The sequence below is a fragment of the Paraburkholderia sp. J12 genome, from assembly GCF_905220215.1.
Taxonomy (GTDB): Bacteria; Pseudomonadota; Gammaproteobacteria; order Burkholderiales; family Burkholderiaceae; genus Paraburkholderia.
In genome coordinates, this window is the sequence record NZ_CAJMZC010000006.1 from 260,728 (window position 1) to 279,661 (window position 18,934).

13 protein-coding genes and 1 pseudogene are annotated in these 18,934 nt (G+C 63.7%); 4 read left to right on the top strand and 10 right to left on the bottom strand.

From position 1 onward, the window contains the following. Nucleotides 1-15 precede the first annotated feature (15 nt). The 3 genes from U5760_RS16185 to U5760_RS16195 form a co-directional block, all read right to left on the bottom strand. Nucleotides 16-1,308 carry an MFS transporter gene (locus U5760_RS16185; RefSeq protein ID WP_415914108.1) on the bottom strand — a complete coding sequence of 431 codons (1,293 nt, stop codon included), beginning with the start codon at nucleotides 1,306-1,308 and terminating at the stop codon, nucleotides 16-18. 93 nt (nucleotides 1,309-1,401) lie between these two features. Continuing rightward, nucleotides 1,402-2,391: a quinone oxidoreductase gene (locus tag U5760_RS16190; protein WP_322013136.1), complete on the bottom strand. Its 990-nt coding sequence runs from the start codon at nucleotides 2,389-2,391 to the stop codon at nucleotides 1,402-1,404. 43 nt (nucleotides 2,392-2,434) lie between these two features. Beyond that, nucleotides 2,435-3,481: an ABC transporter substrate-binding protein gene (locus tag U5760_RS16195; RefSeq protein ID WP_322013137.1), complete on the bottom strand. Its 1,047-nt coding sequence runs from the start codon at nucleotides 3,479-3,481 to the stop codon at nucleotides 2,435-2,437. 332 nt (nucleotides 3,482-3,813) lie between these two features. Between U5760_RS16195 and U5760_RS16200 the strand changes: the two genes are divergently transcribed. Further along, the gene (locus U5760_RS16200) at nucleotides 3,814-5,115 is read left to right on the top strand and encodes an Nramp family divalent metal transporter (protein WP_322013138.1); all 1,302 of its coding nucleotides are present in this window, start codon (nucleotides 3,814-3,816) and stop codon (nucleotides 5,113-5,115) included. A gap of 23 nt (nucleotides 5,116-5,138) precedes the next feature. Here the strand turns inward: U5760_RS16200 and U5760_RS16205 are convergent, their stop codons facing one another. The 3 genes and pseudogenes from U5760_RS16205 to U5760_RS16215 form a co-directional block, all read right to left on the bottom strand. Beyond that, nucleotides 5,139-6,164 (bottom strand): D-alanine--D-alanine ligase, encoded by a 1,026-nt coding sequence (locus tag U5760_RS16205; RefSeq protein ID WP_322013140.1) that lies wholly within the window; start codon nucleotides 6,162-6,164, stop codon nucleotides 5,139-5,141. Between the two features lie 183 nt (nucleotides 6,165-6,347). Then, entirely contained in the window at nucleotides 6,348-7,739 is a 1,392-nt protein-coding gene (locus tag U5760_RS16210) for an FAD-binding oxidoreductase (protein ID WP_322013142.1), read from the bottom strand. Between the two features lie 228 nt (nucleotides 7,740-7,967). Further along, a pseudogene (locus tag U5760_RS16215) lies at nucleotides 7,968-8,078 on the bottom strand (DUF1059 domain-containing protein); the annotation flags it as partial. 580 nt (nucleotides 8,079-8,658) lie between these two features. On the opposite strand from U5760_RS16215, the gene U5760_RS16220 reads away from it, so the two are divergent. Beyond that, entirely contained in the window at nucleotides 8,659-10,641 is a 1,983-nt protein-coding gene (locus tag U5760_RS16220; protein WP_322013143.1) for a hybrid sensor histidine kinase/response regulator, read from the top strand. Here the strand turns inward: U5760_RS16220 and U5760_RS16225 are convergent. Then, the gene (locus tag U5760_RS16225; protein WP_322013145.1) at nucleotides 10,638-11,333 is read right to left on the bottom strand and encodes a response regulator transcription factor; all 696 of its coding nucleotides are present in this window, start codon (nucleotides 11,331-11,333) and stop codon (nucleotides 10,638-10,640) included. The genes U5760_RS16220 and U5760_RS16225 overlap by 4 nt on opposite strands. Before the next feature lie 266 nt (nucleotides 11,334-11,599). Here U5760_RS16225 and U5760_RS16230 point away from each other — a divergent pair, with 266 nt between their 5' ends. Continuing rightward, nucleotides 11,600-12,001, top strand: coding sequence for a hypothetical protein (locus tag U5760_RS16230; RefSeq protein ID WP_322013147.1), 402 nt, complete (start codon nucleotides 11,600-11,602; stop codon nucleotides 11,999-12,001). 86 nt (nucleotides 12,002-12,087) lie between these two features. Here the strand turns inward: U5760_RS16230 and U5760_RS16235 are convergent, their stop codons facing one another. After that, nucleotides 12,088-13,089 carry an AraC family transcriptional regulator gene (locus U5760_RS16235; RefSeq protein WP_322013148.1) on the bottom strand — a complete coding sequence of 334 codons (1,002 nt, stop codon included), beginning with the start codon at nucleotides 13,087-13,089 and terminating at the stop codon, nucleotides 12,088-12,090. 164 nt (nucleotides 13,090-13,253) lie between these two features. Here U5760_RS16235 and U5760_RS16240 point away from each other — a divergent pair, with 164 nt between their 5' ends. After that, nucleotides 13,254-14,198: an alpha/beta hydrolase gene (locus U5760_RS16240; protein WP_415914109.1), complete on the top strand. Its 945-nt coding sequence runs from the start codon at nucleotides 13,254-13,256 to the stop codon at nucleotides 14,196-14,198. 284 nt (nucleotides 14,199-14,482) lie between these two features. Here U5760_RS16240 and U5760_RS16245 read toward each other — a convergent pair whose 3' ends face one another. Both U5760_RS16245 and U5760_RS16250 read right to left on the bottom strand, forming a co-directional pair. Further along, on the bottom strand, nucleotides 14,483-15,502 hold the full coding sequence (locus tag U5760_RS16245) for a response regulator (protein ID WP_322013150.1): 1,020 nt from the start codon (nucleotides 15,500-15,502) through the stop codon (nucleotides 14,483-14,485). Continuing rightward, nucleotides 15,465-18,899, bottom strand: coding sequence for an ATP-binding protein (locus U5760_RS16250; protein ID WP_322013261.1), 3,435 nt, complete (start codon nucleotides 18,897-18,899; stop codon nucleotides 15,465-15,467). The genes U5760_RS16245 and U5760_RS16250 overlap by 38 nt, the downstream gene beginning before the upstream one ends. Nucleotides 18,900-18,934: the final 35 nt, after the last annotated feature.

Here is an 18,934-nt window from a genome sequence, read left to right on the forward strand (position 1 = left end):
CAAAGTGCAGAAGAATCAGGCCGCCTCGTAACCGCTGCGAGCCCGTCGCGAACGGTAGATTACCAGCGTCGCCACCGCTCCGCACAGTCCGGCGATACCCATCCACGCACCCGGGGCGGCCTTGTCGCCCGTGACGTGAATGAGCCAGGTCGAGATGGCGGGCGTGAAGCCGCCCACCAGCGTCGCGAGGCTATAGGCCATCGAGAAGCCCGTGGTGCGCACGTGGGCCGGCATCAGTTCGGTGAGGGCCACCACCATCGCGCCGTTGTACCACGCGTAGAGCACCGAGAGCCACAGTTCCACCGTCAGCAGCCGCTCGAAGGAAGGCGCCGCCACGAGCCACTGCATCGCCGGATACGAGGTCAGGATGGTCAGCGCGGTGAAGATCAGCAGGATGGGGCGGCGCCCGATGCGATCGGAAATCGCGCCCGAGACCGGCAGCCAGACCAGGTTCGAGACACCCACGCACAAGGTGACGATCAGCGAATCAAGCGAGGAAAGATGCAGGACGTTCTTGCCGAAGGTGGGCGTATACGTGGTGATCAGATAGAACGACGTGGTGGTCATCACCACGAGCCCCATGCCCGCCAGGATCAGCCCTGCATTGGCGAGCATGGACTTCATGATTTCGCCCATGCGCGGGTGATGCTTGCGCGCGGCGAATGCGTCGGTCTCGCGCAGTGTGCGGCGAATCAGGAAGAGGAACGGCACGATCAGGCAGCCGATCAGGAACGGCACGCGCCAGCCCCATTCGGTCACCGCGCTCGCGGGCAGCACCTGATTGAGCAGCACGCCCAGCGCCGCGGCGAAAATCACGGCAACCTGCTGGCTGCCCGACTGCCAGGAGCAGAAAAAGCCGCGTTTGCCGGGCGGCGCGATCTCCGCCAGGTACACCGACACGCCGCCAAGTTCGACGCCCGCGGAAAAGCCCTGGAGCAGGCGGCCCAGCAGCACGACGATGGGCGCGACGATGCCGATCGTCGCGTAGCCGGGCACGAACGCGACGCACGCGGTGCCGATCGCCATCAGGCTGAGCGAGAGAATGAGCCCTTTGCGCCGTCCGTGACGGTCCACGTACGCGCCGAGCACCAGCGCGCCGATCGGACGCATGACGAACCCCGCGCCGAACACCGAGAGTGCAAGCAGAAGCGACACGAATTCGTTTTCGGCGGGAAAGAAGGTGTGAGCGATGGCGCTCGCGTAATACGCGTAGACGGTGAAGTCGTACATCTCGAGAAAGTTGCCGCTGACGACGCGGAAAACTGCCCGGAAATGCGACTCGGGACGACGTGCGCTGGTGGATTCCATCATGCCCTCTTGTAACGTAAGGACGAGTCTCGACAACCGGCGCGCGAGACGCGCGCCGGACAGATTGTTTGCAGTGCAAAAGAAGAGGCGCGGCTAACCGATGTCCATCACTGCCTTGCCCGCCTGGCGGCGTTCTTCGAGTGCGGCGTGAGCGGCCTCGACGGTATCGAGCGTGTAGCGCCCGTTGATCTCGATGTGCAGCGCGCCCTGTTCGATGGCGGCGAACACGTCGTCGGCCCGGCGCTGCACCGTTGCACCGTCGGCGATATGGTCGGCGAGCCTCGGCCGCGTGAGAAACAGCGAGCCGGCTTCGCCGAGCTCGTAAGGATCGAGGTCGCGCATCGGGCCGGTGACCGACCCGTAGTTGACGACGAGTCCCCGCGTGCGCGTGGCCCGGAAACTGTCGCGCAGCGTGGTGCGGCCCACGGCGTCGAACACCACGTCCACGCCTTTGCCGTGCGTGAGTTCGCGGATGCGCCCGGCAAAGCCGCCGTCTTCGTACATGAGCACGTGATCGGCGCCGCGCGCCCGGGCGATAGCGGCTTTCTCGGGCGAACTGGTGGTGGCGAACACCGTGGCGCCGCGCCGTTTCGCGAGCTGCACCAGCAACTGGCCGATCCCGCCCGAAGCCGCATGCACGAGGCAGGTATGGCCTGCTTCGAGATGCGCGACGTCGTCGAGCAGATAGTGTGCGGTCGAACCCTGGAAGATCGCGGCAGCCGCCACGTCGTAGGCAATACGCGCGGGCAGTTTCGCCAGACGCGCGGCCGGCACCACCGCGTAGTCCGCATAGGCCCCCCACGAAATGCACCACGCAACCCGGTCGCCCTGGCGCAACGACGTGACGCCCGCGCCGGTTTCCACCACTTCGCCGGCGCCTTCCATGCCTAGCGTGCACGGCAGCCTCACGGGATAGGTGCGCGAATCGCGATACTTGCCTTGCCGCGTGTGCACGTCCATGAAGTTGATGCCCGCGGTCACTACGCGCACCAGCACCTCACCCGGCCCGGGCTTCGGTACGTCGATCTCGACGCGCCGCAGCACTTCGGGGCCGCCGTATTCGTGAATCTGGATGGCTCGCATGAGACTGTCTCCGGACTGGGTAGAAAAAATGCGCGGGCGCCGTTCAGTGCGCGCTTGCGCCGTTGCGCGGTGCTGCATCTGGGCCTGCGTCCGTGGACGGGGTTTCGACGAAGCGGTTGGTGTAGGTCCGCGCGAGATCGATGTGCCGCGCCGACACTTCCGGGTCGACCTGGGCGAGCACGTCGAGCACGGCCGGCGGCGACTGTTCGGGCATGGCGCCGGTCGGCGAATACGCGGGCCTCGCCGCAGCGAGGGCCTGCTGGTAGAGCGCCGTATCGGTGCCGCGTATCGTTGCGGGAACAACGGCTGCGATCTGCGCGTCGCTGTGTGTCTGGATGAAATGCAGCGCGTCACGCACGGCGCGCACGAGCCGCGCGGTTTCGTCCCGATGCGCGTCGATCCAGTCGCGCCGCATGTAGAGACAGGCGCCGACGTAAGGGCCGCCTAGCTGCGACTGCGTATCCTGCTTGCTGCGCAGATCGACGAGCGGCCGCACTTCGTGGCGCGTCAGCATGCGCGTGGCGGTGGGCTCCTCGATCATCCCCGCATCGACGGTGCCATTGACGATAGCCTGCTCGAACGCCGCTTCGCTCGCGAGCGGTACGAGCGTGTAGGCCCCGGGAGGCACGCCGTTGCGCTCGACGAGGTAACGGGTCAGGACGTAGGTCGACGATCCGAAGCCCGTCACGCCAAGACGGCGGCCGCGCGCATCGGCCAGGGTTCGCATGGTGCTGTCGCGGCGCGCCAGTTCGATGAGGCCGGCCGACTGTGCCAGCACGATGACCGACTGCACGTCCATGCCGCGGCTTTGCAGCGTGATGGTGTGGTCGTAGTAGCCGACCGCGCCCTGGATGGCGCCCGCGACGAGTTCGGTGGACGTGTCGATGCCGGCTGGCGCGGAGACGATGCGCACGTCGAGCCCTTCGCGCCGGAAATAGCCCAGCGTGTCCGCAAGCACGACCGGCAGGTACACGAGCTTGGCCGCGCCGCCCGTCATCAGCACGATCGGCGGCGCGGACGCGGCCCGTGCCGCGGTCAGCATGGCGAAGCACAGCAGTGCGCAGATCAGCGGTCCTGCCCGGCGCGGCATTCCAGTCTCCTTGTGGTACGGGATGCGCCCGTCGATGCGGGCGTCGGCATGCGGGGCAGTATAAGGAAGCCAGCCCTTCTGATCGCTTTCCGCGGGCGGCCTGTTTTCTAAGGGGTTTCCCCAAATGAAAGGAATTGGAAAGCATATTGCCGCCATTCCAGCACAGCGATCCGGGGCATGGAGGCCGCCCGCGAGAAGACCATATTGCCGTCATTGGAACGTTCAATTGTTCTTTTCGGGCCGTTCCCGGCAAGATCGGGTCATGGCATAAGACCGTTTCCGTGCGCCTCTCAAACAGGGCCGATTAGCGCGGATTGGACTCGAGGATCGAAATGAGCACAGCGCAGGCACAGGCAGGAATGACGGCACGCACGTCGCGCGGCATGGCGGCCGTGCTCGCGGGACGCGACAACCGGTGGACCTCGAAGCTCCTGTTCGCCGGCCCGGCCGTCGTGGCCTCGATCGCCTATATGGATCCGGGCAACTTCGCCACCAACATCCAGGCCGGCGCGAAGTACGGGTACTCGCTGCTGTGGGTCGTCGTTGCTGCGAATCTGATCGCCATGCTGTTTCAGGCGTTGTCGGCGAGGCTCGGTATTGTCACCGGGCGCAATCTTGCGGAGTTGAGCCGCGAGCATTTCCCGGCGCCGGTTGTCTATGGGATGTGGGGTATCAGCGAGATTGCGGCCATGGCGACCGATCTTGCCGAGTTCCTTGGCGGCGCAATCGGTTTGTCGCTGCTCTTTCACATCCCGCTGCTGCTGGGCATGGTCGTGACCGGTGTGGTGACTTACGCCATTCTCACGGGGGAGAAGCAGGGTTTTCGCCCGCTCGAGCTGATTATCGGCGCCCTTGTCGCGGCTGTGGCGTTGTCGTACGTGATCGAAGTGCTGATCGTTCACGTTTCCTGGGCGGCCGCCGCGACCGGAACGTTCGTCCCTCGCCTGCAAGGCCCCGGCGCGCTTTCCGTGGCGGTCGGCATTCTGGGTGCGACTGTCATGCCGCATGCCATCTATCTGCATTCGGGGTTGACGCAACGTCGCGCCCGGGTAAGGAACGACGCAGAACGCAGCAAGCTCGTGCGGTTCTCGAATGTGGAAGTGCTGATTGCCCTCACCGTGGCGGGGCTCGTGAATATCGCCATGGTGATCATGGCTTCGGGTGCGTTCCATGCGGGGCATCCCGACGTGGCGGAGATCGAAACGGCCTATCACAGCCTGACGCCGCTGCTGGGTGCCGCCGCGGCCGGTATTTTCCTCGTCTCGCTGCTGGCCTCCGGCATATCGAGTTCCGTGGTCGGCACGATGGCGGGCCAGATGATCATGCAGGGTTTTACGGGCTATCGCATTCCGGTCTGGATGCGCCGGCTGGTGACGATGGTGCCGTCGTTCATCGTCGTCGCGCTGGGCCTGAATGCGACCAATGCCCTGGTCTACAGTCAGGTGGTGCTGAGTTTCGCGTTGCCCGTGCCGATGATCGCCCTGATCCTGTTGACCTCGCGCCGCGATGTGATGGGGCGGTTCGCCAATCGTCGCGGGGTTGTCTGGGCCGCATGGATTGGCACCGTGGTGATCCTGGCGCTCAATGCTGTTCTGCTGCTGCAGACCTTCGGGGTGACGATACCGGGGATGTGAGGGCACGGGGGGGCGAAGCCCCCTCACTTGCCGCGAAACCGTTCAATCCCCGCGCGGCAAATCTGCTCGCACAACGAAGGAAAGGCCGTCCCGCTGGCGGCGGCCGACTGCGGCAGCAGGCTCGTCGCTGTCATGCCGGGCAACGAGTTTACCTCTAGACACCACAAGCGGCCCTCGCGATCCAGGCGAAAATCGGCCCGGCTGTATCCCTCCAGCTTCAGGGCGCGATGCGCGCGTATCGCGGCGTCCTGCGCAGCTTGCGCAATCGGGGGAGGCAGGTCGGCCGGAAAGACCTCGCGAACGGCGCCGGGCTGGTACTTGTCCGCGTAGTCGAACACTCCATCGGGATCGATCAGGATTTCGCCAACGGTCAATGCCTTGTCGCCCAGTACCCCCACGGTCAGCTCTCTGCCGGCGATGAACTGCTCGAGCATGACCTCCTTGTCGAAGCGGGCTGCGTGTTGAACCGCGGCTTCGAGCGCATCGGGGCTTCTGACCACGGTGAGGCCCACCGTGGAGCCTTGCCGATTCGGTTTGACGACCAGCGGGTAGCCGAGCTCTTGCAGAACCTCTTCGTCGCGATACGGCGCCATCAACCAGCGCGGCGTCGCAATACCTGCCGCGACGAACAAACGCTTCGACATGTCCTTGTCCATTGCCACCGCGCTGGCCAGATGGCCGCTACCCGTATAGGCCAGGCCGGCCATGTCTAGCATGGCCTGTACGGTTCCGTCCTCGCCGGTTCCCCCATGAAGTGCGAGGAAAATCACGTCGACGTCGGCGAGCGTTGCAGCCTGGATCAGGTTCGCTTCTCCGGATCGAAGCACAGCCAGTGCGTCTGAAGTGGGCGGCGCTTCGTCGACTCGATAACTCAACAGGCGGTTCTCGTCTTCTGCCGAAAGCAGGCCGCGAGACGTCTCGATGGCGAGCACTTCGTGGCCAAGGCTGCGGAGCGCCTTGATGACCTGCGCTCCGCTTGCGATCGACACTTCCCGTTCCTCGCTCGTTCCGCCGAAAAGAACCGCTACTTTGAGTTTCGCATCTTGCATGTGTGCACTTCGCTCCAGAAGGTTGCCCATCAGCGGGGCAGTGTGATGTCGGGAGATCTGGACGATTCCGCTGTTTTAAAGCGCAAGGCTTAAGCGTAGCCATTGTCATCGATCTATAAGTCGATGTCGAATTGCGTGCGCCCGGCTGGCTGCCGGGCAACGCGACCTATCGTATCCGCTTCGTCACGAAGCAGAAGGTTTGATGTTCTGGTTGTGGTGGAACAGGTTGTGCGGGTCATAACGGGTTTTCACGGCGACGAGGCGATCATAGTTGGGACCATAAGCCGCCCCGATACGCCCGGTCTCTTCCTGCGTCAGGAAATTGACGTACACGCTGCCCAATGCAAAAGGCGCCGCCGCCTCGAAGAAGGCGCGCGCCCAGCCGATACACCGCGCATCGTCGCTCGCGTCGGCCCAGCGTCCATGCACATTCATCACGTATTTCGCGTCGCGATTCGGATACGCAGTGGCTTCGGCCGGGACACGGGTGGTTTGGCCGCCAATCTGGCCAAAAAAGATTTCGCATTGGGGCGAGGGCAACCTGTCGATTGCGTCGATCAGTACGTCCAGCAATCCGTCCGGCAACTCGGTCAGATTGTGCGATTTCCAGTAATTGCGCGCGCCTGGTGTCAGCAGCGGATCGAACGCCTGTTGCCACATCGCATAGGGCATGGGGCCGAGATGCTCGCCGCAAGGGATGCCGAAGTGACGCACCGGTTCGAGCGCGGCCGGCCCGTCGGCAACGGGGCCGGTGTAGCAGCTTGCGAACGCAATAATCGGCGTTCCGTGAATCTCCGGTGCGAGGAACGGCAGCGGCGGCGCGAGGCGCAGCACGGCCCATACGGAGAGTTCGTCGGGCATGCCGTCCGTTGCGGCGCGATATTTCCTGAGCGCTTCTTTTGCCTGTTCCAGCGGCAATACGACGAGCCCGCCGAACACCTCCGGCCCAACCGGATGCAACTGGAATTCGAACAGCGTGACGATGCCGAAATTGCCGCCGCCGCCGCGAATTGCCCAGAACAAGTCTTCGTGTGTATCGGCGCAGGCATGAACCACTGCTCCATCGGCCGTGACGACATCCGCGGAGATGAGATTGTCGACCGTCATGCCGTATTTGCGGCTGAGCCAACCGAAGCCGCCGCCGAGTGTCAGGCCTGCCACGCCGGTCGTCGAATTGATGCCGAGCGGGGTGGCCAGCCCGAAAGCCTGCGCTTCGTGATCGAAGTCGGCCAGCGTGGCGCCCGGTTCGACATAGGCGCGACGCGCAACGGGATCGATCCGCACTGACTTCATCGGGGACAAGTCGACCGTGAGCCCGTCGTCGCACACTGCGCTGCCCGCGATGTTGTGCGCGCCGCCGCGCACGGCCAGCAGCAGATCGTTATCGCGCGCGAAAGTCACCGCGCGACGGACATCGGCGACACCGGCGCAGCGCACGATCGTCGCCGGGTGACGGTCGATCATGGCATTCCACATACGGCGTGCGTCGTCGAAACCGGGATCGGCAGGCAGCAGCACTTGCCCTCTCGTCGCCGCTTTCAGTTCATCGATTGCATTGCTGGATAAATTGGCCATGAGACACCTCCTGGCGCCTGGTCGATACTGAGGCAATCGTTAGAGAGATGGGGGAAACCTTAGAGGCTTTGCCTTCTTCCCAGGGGCGACGAAACTCGTCGTGATCGATGAATCCGTGCAGGCAAGGTACGGAAAACGCGTCGTGGTGGCGGCGAGCGCCTGGCTACGATCGACGCAGATTCGTTGTATGCAGGTGAGCGCTGCGCGCAAGCTGGAGCGCCGGTGCTACGCGTGTTGCACGGCAGCTTCCAGCAGTTCGCTTTCGGAGTCCGCGGACAGCGCGACAGAGCAGTGCATTTCGCTCGGGAATTCCCGGCAATCAATGTACTTGCGCGTCATGATGTTCCCCTCATACAAAAGTCCTCATGAGTCCCCGCGCGGGGACGCCGCGCGAAGCACACAGATGCCATTGCGCCTCCTTGTCGCAAGCGAAAGATCTTGAAAGTATAGGACGTGTGCCGCGAAATTGAGGTCGTGCATTGAAATTCGCGATGTAGAGCAGGCTCATGCGGCGAGGCGCGAAACATGGAAGTATGGATTGACTGACGTACATTCAGACGCGACACTCAAGCCACTCATCAACATGGCATATTTAATATTCCTGAATTAAACAGCGATTGGGTGAAAGAAGAATGGCGTGGATAATATCTGCCGCAATCAGGTTGAAACGCCATTTTCTCGCGCAGCAAACTATTCCCATCGCTGTTGCCGAAATCGAATGTATCGAGTCTCTCACTGGTCAATATCGTCCACACTCGGCCAACTCCCCCCGTTTATCAACGCGTCACTTTACAAGTGAATGCGACAACGACCGACTAGAATGAACTGGCGCACCCGAGCGCGAGACGTGCCTTCCGCTTCGCGACGTCAACGAACATATCGGCGAAATGCAATGAGCATATTCAGGATTCAGTCGGCGATGGAATCGAAATTGCTTAAACGCTCGTCGGCACCCGATGCGATTCGGGCGTGGCTGGTCGATATTCTTTGCTGGCCGGCCCGATTCGAAGATCCCAGGGTCGAACAGGCATTTACGGAGGATTATGGCCGGCGTTTTGCCGATTTTCGCCGGGCTGCGTTAGTGCTCGGAACCTTGATCTGGGTGTGTTTCGGTTTTTGGGAAATCCGTCTTGCGCAGACCAGCCCGGTGTTTCAGCCGTATTTCCCGGAGATTTTCGCGTTCCGTTGCGCCGGTGCGCTGGGTGCGACCGTCGGCATCGTACTGGCCTTCAGGCTTGCATTTCATCGGGACGATGTGGCCCATTGGATCTTGCTGCTGGGGTTGGCGTTCATGTGCCTGTGTCTGTTGATGCAAACGGTGCTTGCGCCGCGCCCATTCAATTTCACGCATTTTTTTGTTGGTTTTTATTTAATTCTTTTCTATCAGTTCGGCTTTCTTCGTTTGCGGGCCAAGGCGACACTGATGCTGACCGTGTGTGTGATCGTCGCGATCGTAATGGCGCAGTTGATCACCCGTGCGGTCGAGCCGGACAATTTTGCGGCGGGGATGTTCTACCTGCTGAACGTCGCGATTCTGGGTCATAGCGTCAACGTGAATGCCGAACGGCATGTGCGGGACCGCTACATTGCCGTCCAGGCGCTCGCTCATGGCAACGACGCCTTGCAAGACGCCAATGCCGAACTCGCGCAAAAGCACCATGATCTGGAGCAGGCACGGCGCGACCAGCAGACCAAGTCGGAAGCGCTGATCGCCTTGCGCGAGCAGCAGCGCGAAGCCGCGGAGCGGGCAAGCCGTGCGAAATCGCGTTTTCTGGCCGCAGCGGCACATGACCTGCGGCAGCCCATGCACGCGCTGAATCTCTTTCTTGCCGCGGCCGACGAGGCGCTGGGTGCGGGCGATGTCGAAGCATCGAGCCGGCTGATCGGCGAGGCGCGCAAGGCGTCGGTGCTGACTGCGCGCCTGTTCAATGGCGTGCTGGACTTGTCGAAGCTGGAATCGGGGCACGTCAAGCCGAACTATTCGAGTGTGGATCTGAGCCGTGTGTCCGAGGAAACGATCGGGCAACTGGCGCCGTTCGCCATGAGTTGCGGCGTTGCGCTGCATTATGGAAGGACGCAGCAAGGACCGGCATGGGTGCGTACCGACGCCGACTGGATTCCCCGCGTGCTCAGCAACCTCGTCTCGAACGGGATCAAATATGCGGACCCGACGAAAGCGGGTCGATCCGCGGTGCTCGTGGGTTTTGTTCGCATGCCGAATTATGTGCGAATCGACGTCATCGACAACGGTATCGGCATCGCAGCGGAACATTGGGACGCGATTTTCCAGCCGTTCGTGCAGATCGGAAACCCGGAGCGGGACCGCGAGAAAGGGCTCGGACTCGGCTTGTCGATCGTGAACGCGGTGGTGTCGTTACTCGAGGGGCACCGTCTCGAACTGAAGTCGGTCGAGGGGCGCGGGTCGCGCTTCTCGGTGCGCTTGCCGGTGGCCGATCCCTTTGCGCCCCAGGAGGCCGCGCTGTCGCTCGCCGACGCGACAGCGCCGTCGGCTTCGTCGCTGCGGGGTCTCTACGTGTTGCTGGTGGAGGACGACAGCCTGGTACGCGCGTCGATGGAAGCACTTTTCGCGCGCTGGGGCGTGCTGTTCGATTCGGTTCGATCCGTGGGCGAACTGCACGATCTGTTGCAGACGATCGAGCGCGTGCCCGATCTCGTCATCAGCGACTACCGGTTGCCGGAGTTGTCGACCGCACACGACGTCATACGTCTGCTCGCCGGGCACTTTTCGCGGCGAGTGCCGTGTCTCGTGGTGACGGGCGAAGCCGGGGCGGGCACGCAGGGGGTGCTGCCGGAGCGCTGTGTGCTCAGCAAACCGCTCTCCACTGACTTGCTGATTGCCCGCATGCTCGAATTGACGGAGGCTTCTGCCCGGGTGGACTAGTTGGCCGTTGTTTGCGCAACGGTGGGAATCTCGATGCCCCGGCGCGCCATTTCGACGATCAGAAAGGTGCGCCGCGATACGTTGAAGCGGCTCAGCAGATCGCTGATGTATTCCTTCGCTGTGTTCTCCGAAATATTCATTTTTCGCGCGATGGCCTTGTTCGACATGCCCTGCAAAAGAAAACCCAAGGTTTGCGCGAGGCGCGGCGGCAGGTTCAGCGAGTCGATCGAAACCCCCTTGTTCAAGCCCGGGGACTGCGGGGTGTGGCCGCCTTTGCCAAGCACGCTGTTGGGCAGGTAGACGCGTCCGTTCAGGATCGTCTGCAGGGCTTCCCGGAAAACCGCGCCGCCTTCCTCGCTGGCCTTCGAGATGAAGCCGCCGGCGCCATGCTTGATGCAGTCCAGCACGGTCTCGCGGTCGTCCTGCGCGGACAGCATCACCACATGCGCCGCGCACTCGTTTTCCTGCAGCCAGCGCAGCAGGTCGAGCCCGGTGTGATTGTCCCCGATCTGGTAGTCGAGAAAAATCAGGTTGTAAGCCTTTTTCTGCAGCCGCTCCACAGCGGCCGCGTACGAGCCGGCTTCGTCGATGTCGAGCGTCGGCTCTGACGTGAGAATCAGGCTTTTCATCGCGCTGCGCGTCAAGCCTTCATCCTCTACAAGCAGTACGTGGCGGAAATACAGGTTGTCCATCGGCGCCTCTCCAGTCGTCACCATGCTACCCGTATTCGTTCGGGACGCGATCCCCCCAAAGCGGGGGACGCTTCTGGACCGCCTTCCGGGGGCGTTTCTCCCCCTGCATGCCCGGTTTTGCCCGCACTCCTTACCGCGCACGATGGAGTCGTTGCAAATCAGTCGCACACCGCCCCTCACCGTGTGCCCGGATGCAACCCCACTCGATAGCGCCAGGCCTTGCTGGACCGCCAGCAGCCACTGCCGCAGGGCGCTCGACGGAATGGGTGATCGATCAGCACATGGGCCGGTTGTGCAGCATGGCTGACAAGGAGAACGGTGCGATGCGAGACAAGTCCATCCAGTACGCCCTTGACGAACAGCGCGGGGAGACCCCGTTTGCGCAGGAACACAAAAACCCGTTGTCGGGCAAGCGGCCAGGGGGCGAGAAGGCGGTTGCGGCAAAGACAGAGACCGAACGGCGGCCGCCCAGCGCCTATACGGTCCACAATCTCGACACCGCCATTGCTCACCTCGAAATCGCGATGAGCGCGGACCGGGCGATGGCGATTTTCGGCTCGCGCTATTGGTACGGGCGGGTGCTCGAACTGCTTTCTACGCCGGGCATCCTCGACTTTCAGCAGCGCCGGCTGCAGTACCTGCTGGATGGGTTTGCAGCCACGGGATAGCGCCTGCTGTTGGTGCGCCAGGGGGCGCCGGTTCTTGCGCGCGTGAGGCCGATGTTTGACCACCATCGGTATTCCACAAAAAACGATCACCGCGCAAGGCTCGGCGCCGCCCCTGTCCACCGCTTGTAAGCCTGCGAGAAAGAAGACAGGTCGCTGAACCCCAGTTCCTGAGCGATTTCCTTGAGCGGCAAGCGTCCCTCGTCGATCAGCGCCTGCGCCCTTGCCTGGCGAACGGCGTTCGAGATGTCCCGGAAGCAGGCGCCTTCTTCCTGAAGCCTGCGCTTGAGCGTGCGCTCGCTCGTGTTGAGCAGGGCCGCGATGTCCTTCAATTGCGGCGGCCTGTCGAAGCTATGAGCGGTCAGGTACTCGTTCAGAAAGGACACAATGTCGAGGCGAGTGCGCCGGCGCGCGAGCAATTCGTTGCACATGCGCTCGCACATCGCAGCGGTCACGGCATTCGCCTGCGGCAGGGGCCGTTCGAGCTGTGCATGCACGAAGGTGATCGCGTTGGCGCGCTGGTTGTGCCGGACCCTGGCGCCCAGCACGTGGTTCTTTCCGCCGGCTTCGGCCCCGTATGAGAAGTCGAATGCGGCGAGTTCGAAGTCGCTGCCGGTCACGTCGCGCGCCACGCGGCAGGTGGCGCCCATGGCACGCCCGACAAAGAAGCGTCGCAGTTCTTCGGGGAGCTCGGGCGACGGTTCGAAGGTGACCACGTCGTGCTGGCCCGCACGGCGAAACGCAATCGTGACATACGTGAAAGTGAGCGCCAGATAGCGCCGAGCGAGCGCCATGGCGTCCATGCCCGTCGCGCTGCTAAGCAGGCCATACCCCAGCAGCCCATAGGCCGAGAGGTGGTAGGACAAGCCGACCTTCAGGCCCAGGTCTGCCTCGTGCCCGGTCAACTTCAGCAGGTTCGAGGCGACTACCAGTTCCTGCGTGGCCAGCACGGTGAAGTCGGGGTCGGCGAGCTGCTTCACGGTGAGCTGCGAGCCTTTGAGCAGCGCCGGCGGCGCGATCTTGCGGCCGCGGCCGTACTCGATCATGAGCAGGACGGAAGCCGGACTGCGTGCAAAGTTCCAGACGTTCATGGGGCGCCTCGCCGTGGGTGTTGGCCCAGATTCTAAAGCGAATGGCCCGCCCCAACATCGACCGTGCAGGGGCATTCGACCAGGATAGGGGTATCGCAATCCTCGCTGCCGCGCAGGCCGGGGATGCCCAACCCTCCGATTCGACGGGTACCGACATTATGTCCATGACTTATGCAGACCAGACCATCTGGCGCGATATGCAGCATTTCCTGCCGCCCGAATTTCAATGGGGGGAGGGCCAGCAACCGGCAGAAGAGTGGTGGAACTGGAATGGCCATCGCATCCACCTCGACACGTATCGCAATCCGCAAGCCAGGGTAAAGGTCATCCTGTTCCATGGCGTGGGCACCAACGGGCGGCAGATGTCGATGATCCTCGGCGGGCCGCTTGCCCGGCGCGGCTACGAGACGATTGCGGTGGACATGCCGGAATACGGCATGACCGGGGTGGCGAGCGGCGCGCTGGTCCGTTACGACGACTGGGTGCGCGCCGGCAGCGATCTGATCGACGCCGAACTGGCGAGAGACAACCGTCCCATCGTGCTCTACGGGCTGAGCGCGGGCGGCATGCTCACCTACCACGTAGCGGCGTTGAACCGGAAGGTGAAGGGCATCGTGGGCATGACCTTCCTCGATCAACGCATCCCGCAGGTGCGCCATGAAACCGCCCGCAACCCTGTTATGGGCCGCCTCGGCGCTCCGATGGTGAACTTCTCGGCGAAAACGCCGTTGAAGTACGTCCGCATGCCCATGGCGGTGGCCAGCAAGATGTCCGCGCTCGTCAACGACAAGCGTGCGCTGAAGCTCTGGCTCTCGGACAGGCGCTCGGCGGGCAACGCCATGACGATGGCTTTTCTCAGCTCCTATGTGTCATACCGGCCCGTGACGGAGCCGGAGGATTTCACGGTTTGCCCCATCCTGCTGACGCAGCCGGCCGCAGACCGCTGGACGCCGCTGCACCTGAGCGAGCCGTTTCTCGCGCGCATCAGGCAGGTGCCGGTGAAGATCGCGATGCTGGAAAACGCGGGGCACTATCCGCTCGAGCAGCCGGGGCTCTCGCAGATGGTGGACACCATCGATGCGTTTTACCGCAATGCAGCAGCGCGATAGCCAGCGATCGCGAGTTCAGGGCCGTTGCGAAGGAACGAAACTACTGGCACACCGATGCGGCCGCTTCGCTCGTGAGCCTGAGGGTGATCGATGCGTCGTGGTACGGCACCGTAATCATATCGTCGGCATCTTCGTCCGAAACCGTATCCGGCGCCGTCGTTGACCATTCTCCTTCGTTGGCAGCACTGCGGGTCGCTCAGTCGCGCTATTGCGGCGCGAGCCGTTGCACTACGGTAGAGGCAATAGGCATGGCGCGACCGTAAGCAATCCTTAGGATGTCCATTTCACGACCGGTCCAATGTCTTTAGCGCAACCGCAGCGGCCGCAGCGCGCGTTTCCACATGCAGCTTGCGAAACAGATGCTCCAGATGCTTGTTCACCGTACGCGCGGCCATGCCGAGTATGTCGCCGATGTCGCGGTTGGTCTTGCCGCGCGAAACCCAGAGCAGCACTTCGGCTTCGCGCGTCGTCAACGTGAAGCGCGTCGCCAGCGCATTGCAATGAACGGTGTCGTCGCTTTCCTTGAGGATAACGATCCATTCTCCCGATTCCGGCGCGGCCGTCACGCTCGCGGAGCGCCGCACCTGGCCCGACGTGAACTCGTGAATAGCGTCGGCCTGAGCCCCGCGCGCGATCCATTCCAGAAACCACGTCCGTAGCGGCTGCGGCAGCTTCGGTTGTGTGCCGGCCGCTGGGAGCGCCCCTACGTCGTCCGCGCAATAGGCTGCGATCTGATGCGCGGCCTGCGGACTTTGCCAGCGTATCGTTGCGTCGGCATCCACGATCAGCGCTGCACGTGCATCCAGCGACAACGCCGTTTGCGCATAGAGCTGCGCCCGCGAGCGCTGCACATGCGCTCCGATCCGCGCGCACAACTCCTCGGGCCGCACCGGCTTCGTCACGTAGTCGATGCCGCCCACGCGAAAGCCGCGCACCACGTGTTCGGTCTCCGTCAACGCGGTCATGAAGATCACGGGCAGATGTTCGTGCTGTCCGTCCTGCTTCATGCGCCGGCAGGTTTCGAAGCCGTCCATGCCGGGCATCATCGCATCGAGCAGCACGACATCGGGCGTTACGCGCGCGAGGCGCTTGAGCGCGTCGTCGCCGGAGAGCGCGACGAGCACCGCGTAGCCGTGCGCCTGCAGCGTGTCGGAGAGGAAGGCGAGGTTGTCGGGCGTATCGTCGACGATCAACACGACGGGCCGGTTGCGCGCCCACGCGGGCGGCTCGCCGGCGTGGGCGGCGGCGAGGTCGGCGGCGCGGGCGTCACGCGTCGGCGCCGCGCATAAGTCGGGCAAGTTCATGCTCCAGTTCCCTTAGCTGAAAGCGTTCCGCCAATGCACGCAGGATGTCGATCTGTTCCTGCAAGGCGGGCCAGGTCGCGCGCGCCGCGTCGAGTTGTTCGACCACGCCCTGCACGTAGCCGACTTCGAGATGCGCGCGCAGGTGTTCGACAAGCACACGTGGCCACACAGCGTTCGCCCCGGGCGTTGCGGCTGGCGCCCGGGGTGGCGTGGGGGCCGTTTCGGTTGTCTCCGCGGCAATCCACTCGAACTCCAGCAATTGCGCGAGCTTGTCGAGCAGCAGATGCACCTGGAGCGGCTTGACGAGATAACCGGCGCAGCCGGTCGCGCTCGCGCGCTCCCGGTCATCGGCGAATGCGTTGGCGGAGAGCAGCACGATGGGCGCGTTCGAGAGCTGGTTTTCGGAGATCAGCCGGCTCGTTTCGTAGCCGTCCATGAGCGGCATCGAAATGTCCATGATGATCGCGTCTGCCGTGTGGGCGGCGAGCCAGCGCAGCGCGTCGGGGCCGCTGGGCGCCTCTGCGACGTCGAAACCCAGCGGGGTCAGCAGTTGCACGACGATGCCGCGCTGATCCGCGAGATCGTCCACGACCAGGATTGCGCGCCGCGCGCCGGTATAACCGCAGATCGCACCGAGTTCGGTGGGCGCCTCGGCGGCGCTGTCCACGGCCGGTGCGAACAGGCGCACCACGAAGCGCGTGCCCCGGCCGACCTCGCTGTCCACTTCGAGACTGCCCCCCAATGCCTGTGTCAGCAAGCGGCAGATCGTGAGGCCGAGGCCCGCGCCGTGATCGTGCGCATGAGCCGCTTCGCCGCGCTCGAACGGCAGAAAGAGGCGCTCCATTTCGCTGGGGGGAATGCCGGGGCCGGTATCGACCACCTCGAACTTGAGCGTGTCCAGCACATGGCTCACGCGTAGCGTGACCGTGCCTGTCGCAGTGAAGCGGATGGCATTGCCGATCAGGTTAGTGAGAATCTGGCCCATGCATTTCTGGTCGGTGCGCACGGTGGCGGGCAGGCGGCCCACGGTCTGCACGTCGAACGCGAGCGCTTTTTCGAGCGCCTGCGGCCGCAGCATGGAGGTGACGTGCGCGACGAAATCGGCGAGCGGCACGCGGGCGATGTTCAGTTGCAGCTTGCCGGCCTCGATGCGCGCGACGTCGAGCAGCCCGTCGACGAGCGCAAGAAGATGCTCGCCGCTGCGATGAATCGTGCGTACCGCGTTGTAGCGCGTGGGCGTCAGCTCTTCTTTCGCCTGCAGCAGCAGTTGCGCGTAGCCGAGGATGCTGTTGAGCGGCGTGCGCAACTCGTGGCTCAGGCCGGAGACATAGCGGCTCTTCGCCTGGTTGGCCGATTCGGCGGCGGCGGTGGCGCGCTTGAGCGCCGCATCCGTTTTCTGGTGGGCATCGATTTCGAGCATCAGCAGTTCATTCTGCCGCTGCGATTCTTCCTGCGTGACACGCCGGTTCTCGCGTTCCAGCACGAACCACCACGCCGCAATGCAGCCCACGAGCGACAGCGCGAAAAAGATCTTTAAAAAGCTGCTCGCGATCGCATGACCGAGCGACGATTCGCTGATGGCAAGCGCCGTGACGCTTTGCGACCAGATCAGATAGAGCACGCTTGCCAGCACCGCGAGCATCGCCAGCACGAGGCTCCCGTAGTGGATGAGCCGCAGCGCGGCGGGGCCGAGCCGCACGTGCGGCAGCACGCGGTGCAGCGCGCGATCGGCCTGCGAGGCGAAACGCGCGTGAGGCTTGCAGCGGTCGTGGCAGCGCGAGTCGAGCGAGCAGCACAGCGAGCAGATGGTGCCGCCATAGGCGGGGCAGTACGCGGTGTCGTCCGGCTCGAACGCGTTTTCGCAGATCGCGCAGCGCAGCGAGGTCGCGTGCCCTGTGGGCTGCGCGGTGCGCGCGAGGTAGTAGCGTCCGCGCGTCAGGATGGCGAGCACGGGCGCGCACACGAAGGCCACGCCGAACGCGATAAAGGACGACATCGCCTGAGTGAGTGCGCCGAACAGGCCGCTATGCGCGAGCATCGCAACCGTCGCCGCAATCAGCATCGCGCCCACGCCGACGGGATTGACGTCGTAGAGATGCGCGCGTTTGAACTCGATGTGCCGCGGACTATAACCGAGCGGCTTGTTGATGACGAGATCGGCGAACAGCGCACCCACCCAGGCAATCGCGATGTTTGCATAGAGCGACAGCACCTTGCCGATTGCCTCGAATACGCCCATTTCCACGAGCAGCAACGCAATCATCACGTTGAACACGAGCCAGACGACGCGGCCGGGATGACTGTGCGTGAGGCGCGCAAAAAAATTCGACCATGCGAGCGAGCCTGCGTAGGCGTTGGTCACGTTGATCTTCAGCTGCGAGACGATCACGAAGAGCGTCATGGCGGGCAGTGCCCAGCTCGCGAGGCCAAACGGGTCGAGCAGCAGGTGATAGGCGACGAGATACATCTGCGTGGGCTGCGCGGCGTAGTTCGCATCCACTTCGTGCTGGATCGCGACGAACGCGAGGAATGCGCCGCCCAGCATCTTGAGCGCGCCCGGCACGATCCAGCCCGGCCCCGCAGCCAGCAGGGCGAGCCACCAGCGCGTGCGATTCTTCGCGGTGAGCGGCGGCAGGAAGCGCAGATAGTCCACCTGTTCGCCCACCTGCACGATCAGCGCGAACACGACCGTTGCGGCCTGGCCGAAAGCGATGAGGCTGAACGCGCGGCCCTGCGGCGCGAAGCCCGCGAAGGTCGTCCACTCCGGCAGCAGGCCCGGATGGCGCCACAGCACCGCCGCATAGGGCAGCACGAACAGCACGAGCCAGAGCGGTTGCGTCCAGCTTTGCAGGCGATTGATGAGCGTGATGCCGAACATCACGATCGGAATCACGACGAGCGAACTCACCACATACGCAATCGCGAGCGAAATGTGGAAATAGAGTTGCAGCGCGAGCGCCATGATGGCCGCTTCGAGCGCAAAGAAAATAAAAGTGAAGACCGCGTAGAGCAGCGATGTGACAGTCGAGCCGATATAGCCGAAGCCCGCGCCGCGCGTGAGCAGGTCCATGTCCACGCCGTAGCGCGCCGCGTAATAGCTGATGGGCAGGCTCGTGAGCCAGATGAGTGCCGAAACGGCCGCGATCGCCCAGATGGCGTTCGTGAACCCGTAGTTGATGACGAGGCTGCCGCCGATCGCTTCGAGCACCAGAAACGATACCGCGCCGATCGCCGTATTGGCGACGCGCCACTCCGACCAGCGGCGAAACGAGCGCGGCGTAAAGCGCAGCGCGTAGTCCTCGAGGGTTTCGTCGCCGACCCAGGCGTTGTAGTCGCGCCGGACCTTGACGATCCGCTGCGTGCTGGGCGCGCCTGCCGACGGGTGCGACTGGTGCATCTGGGACATGAAGATGATCCGGATTGGTGCAGAAA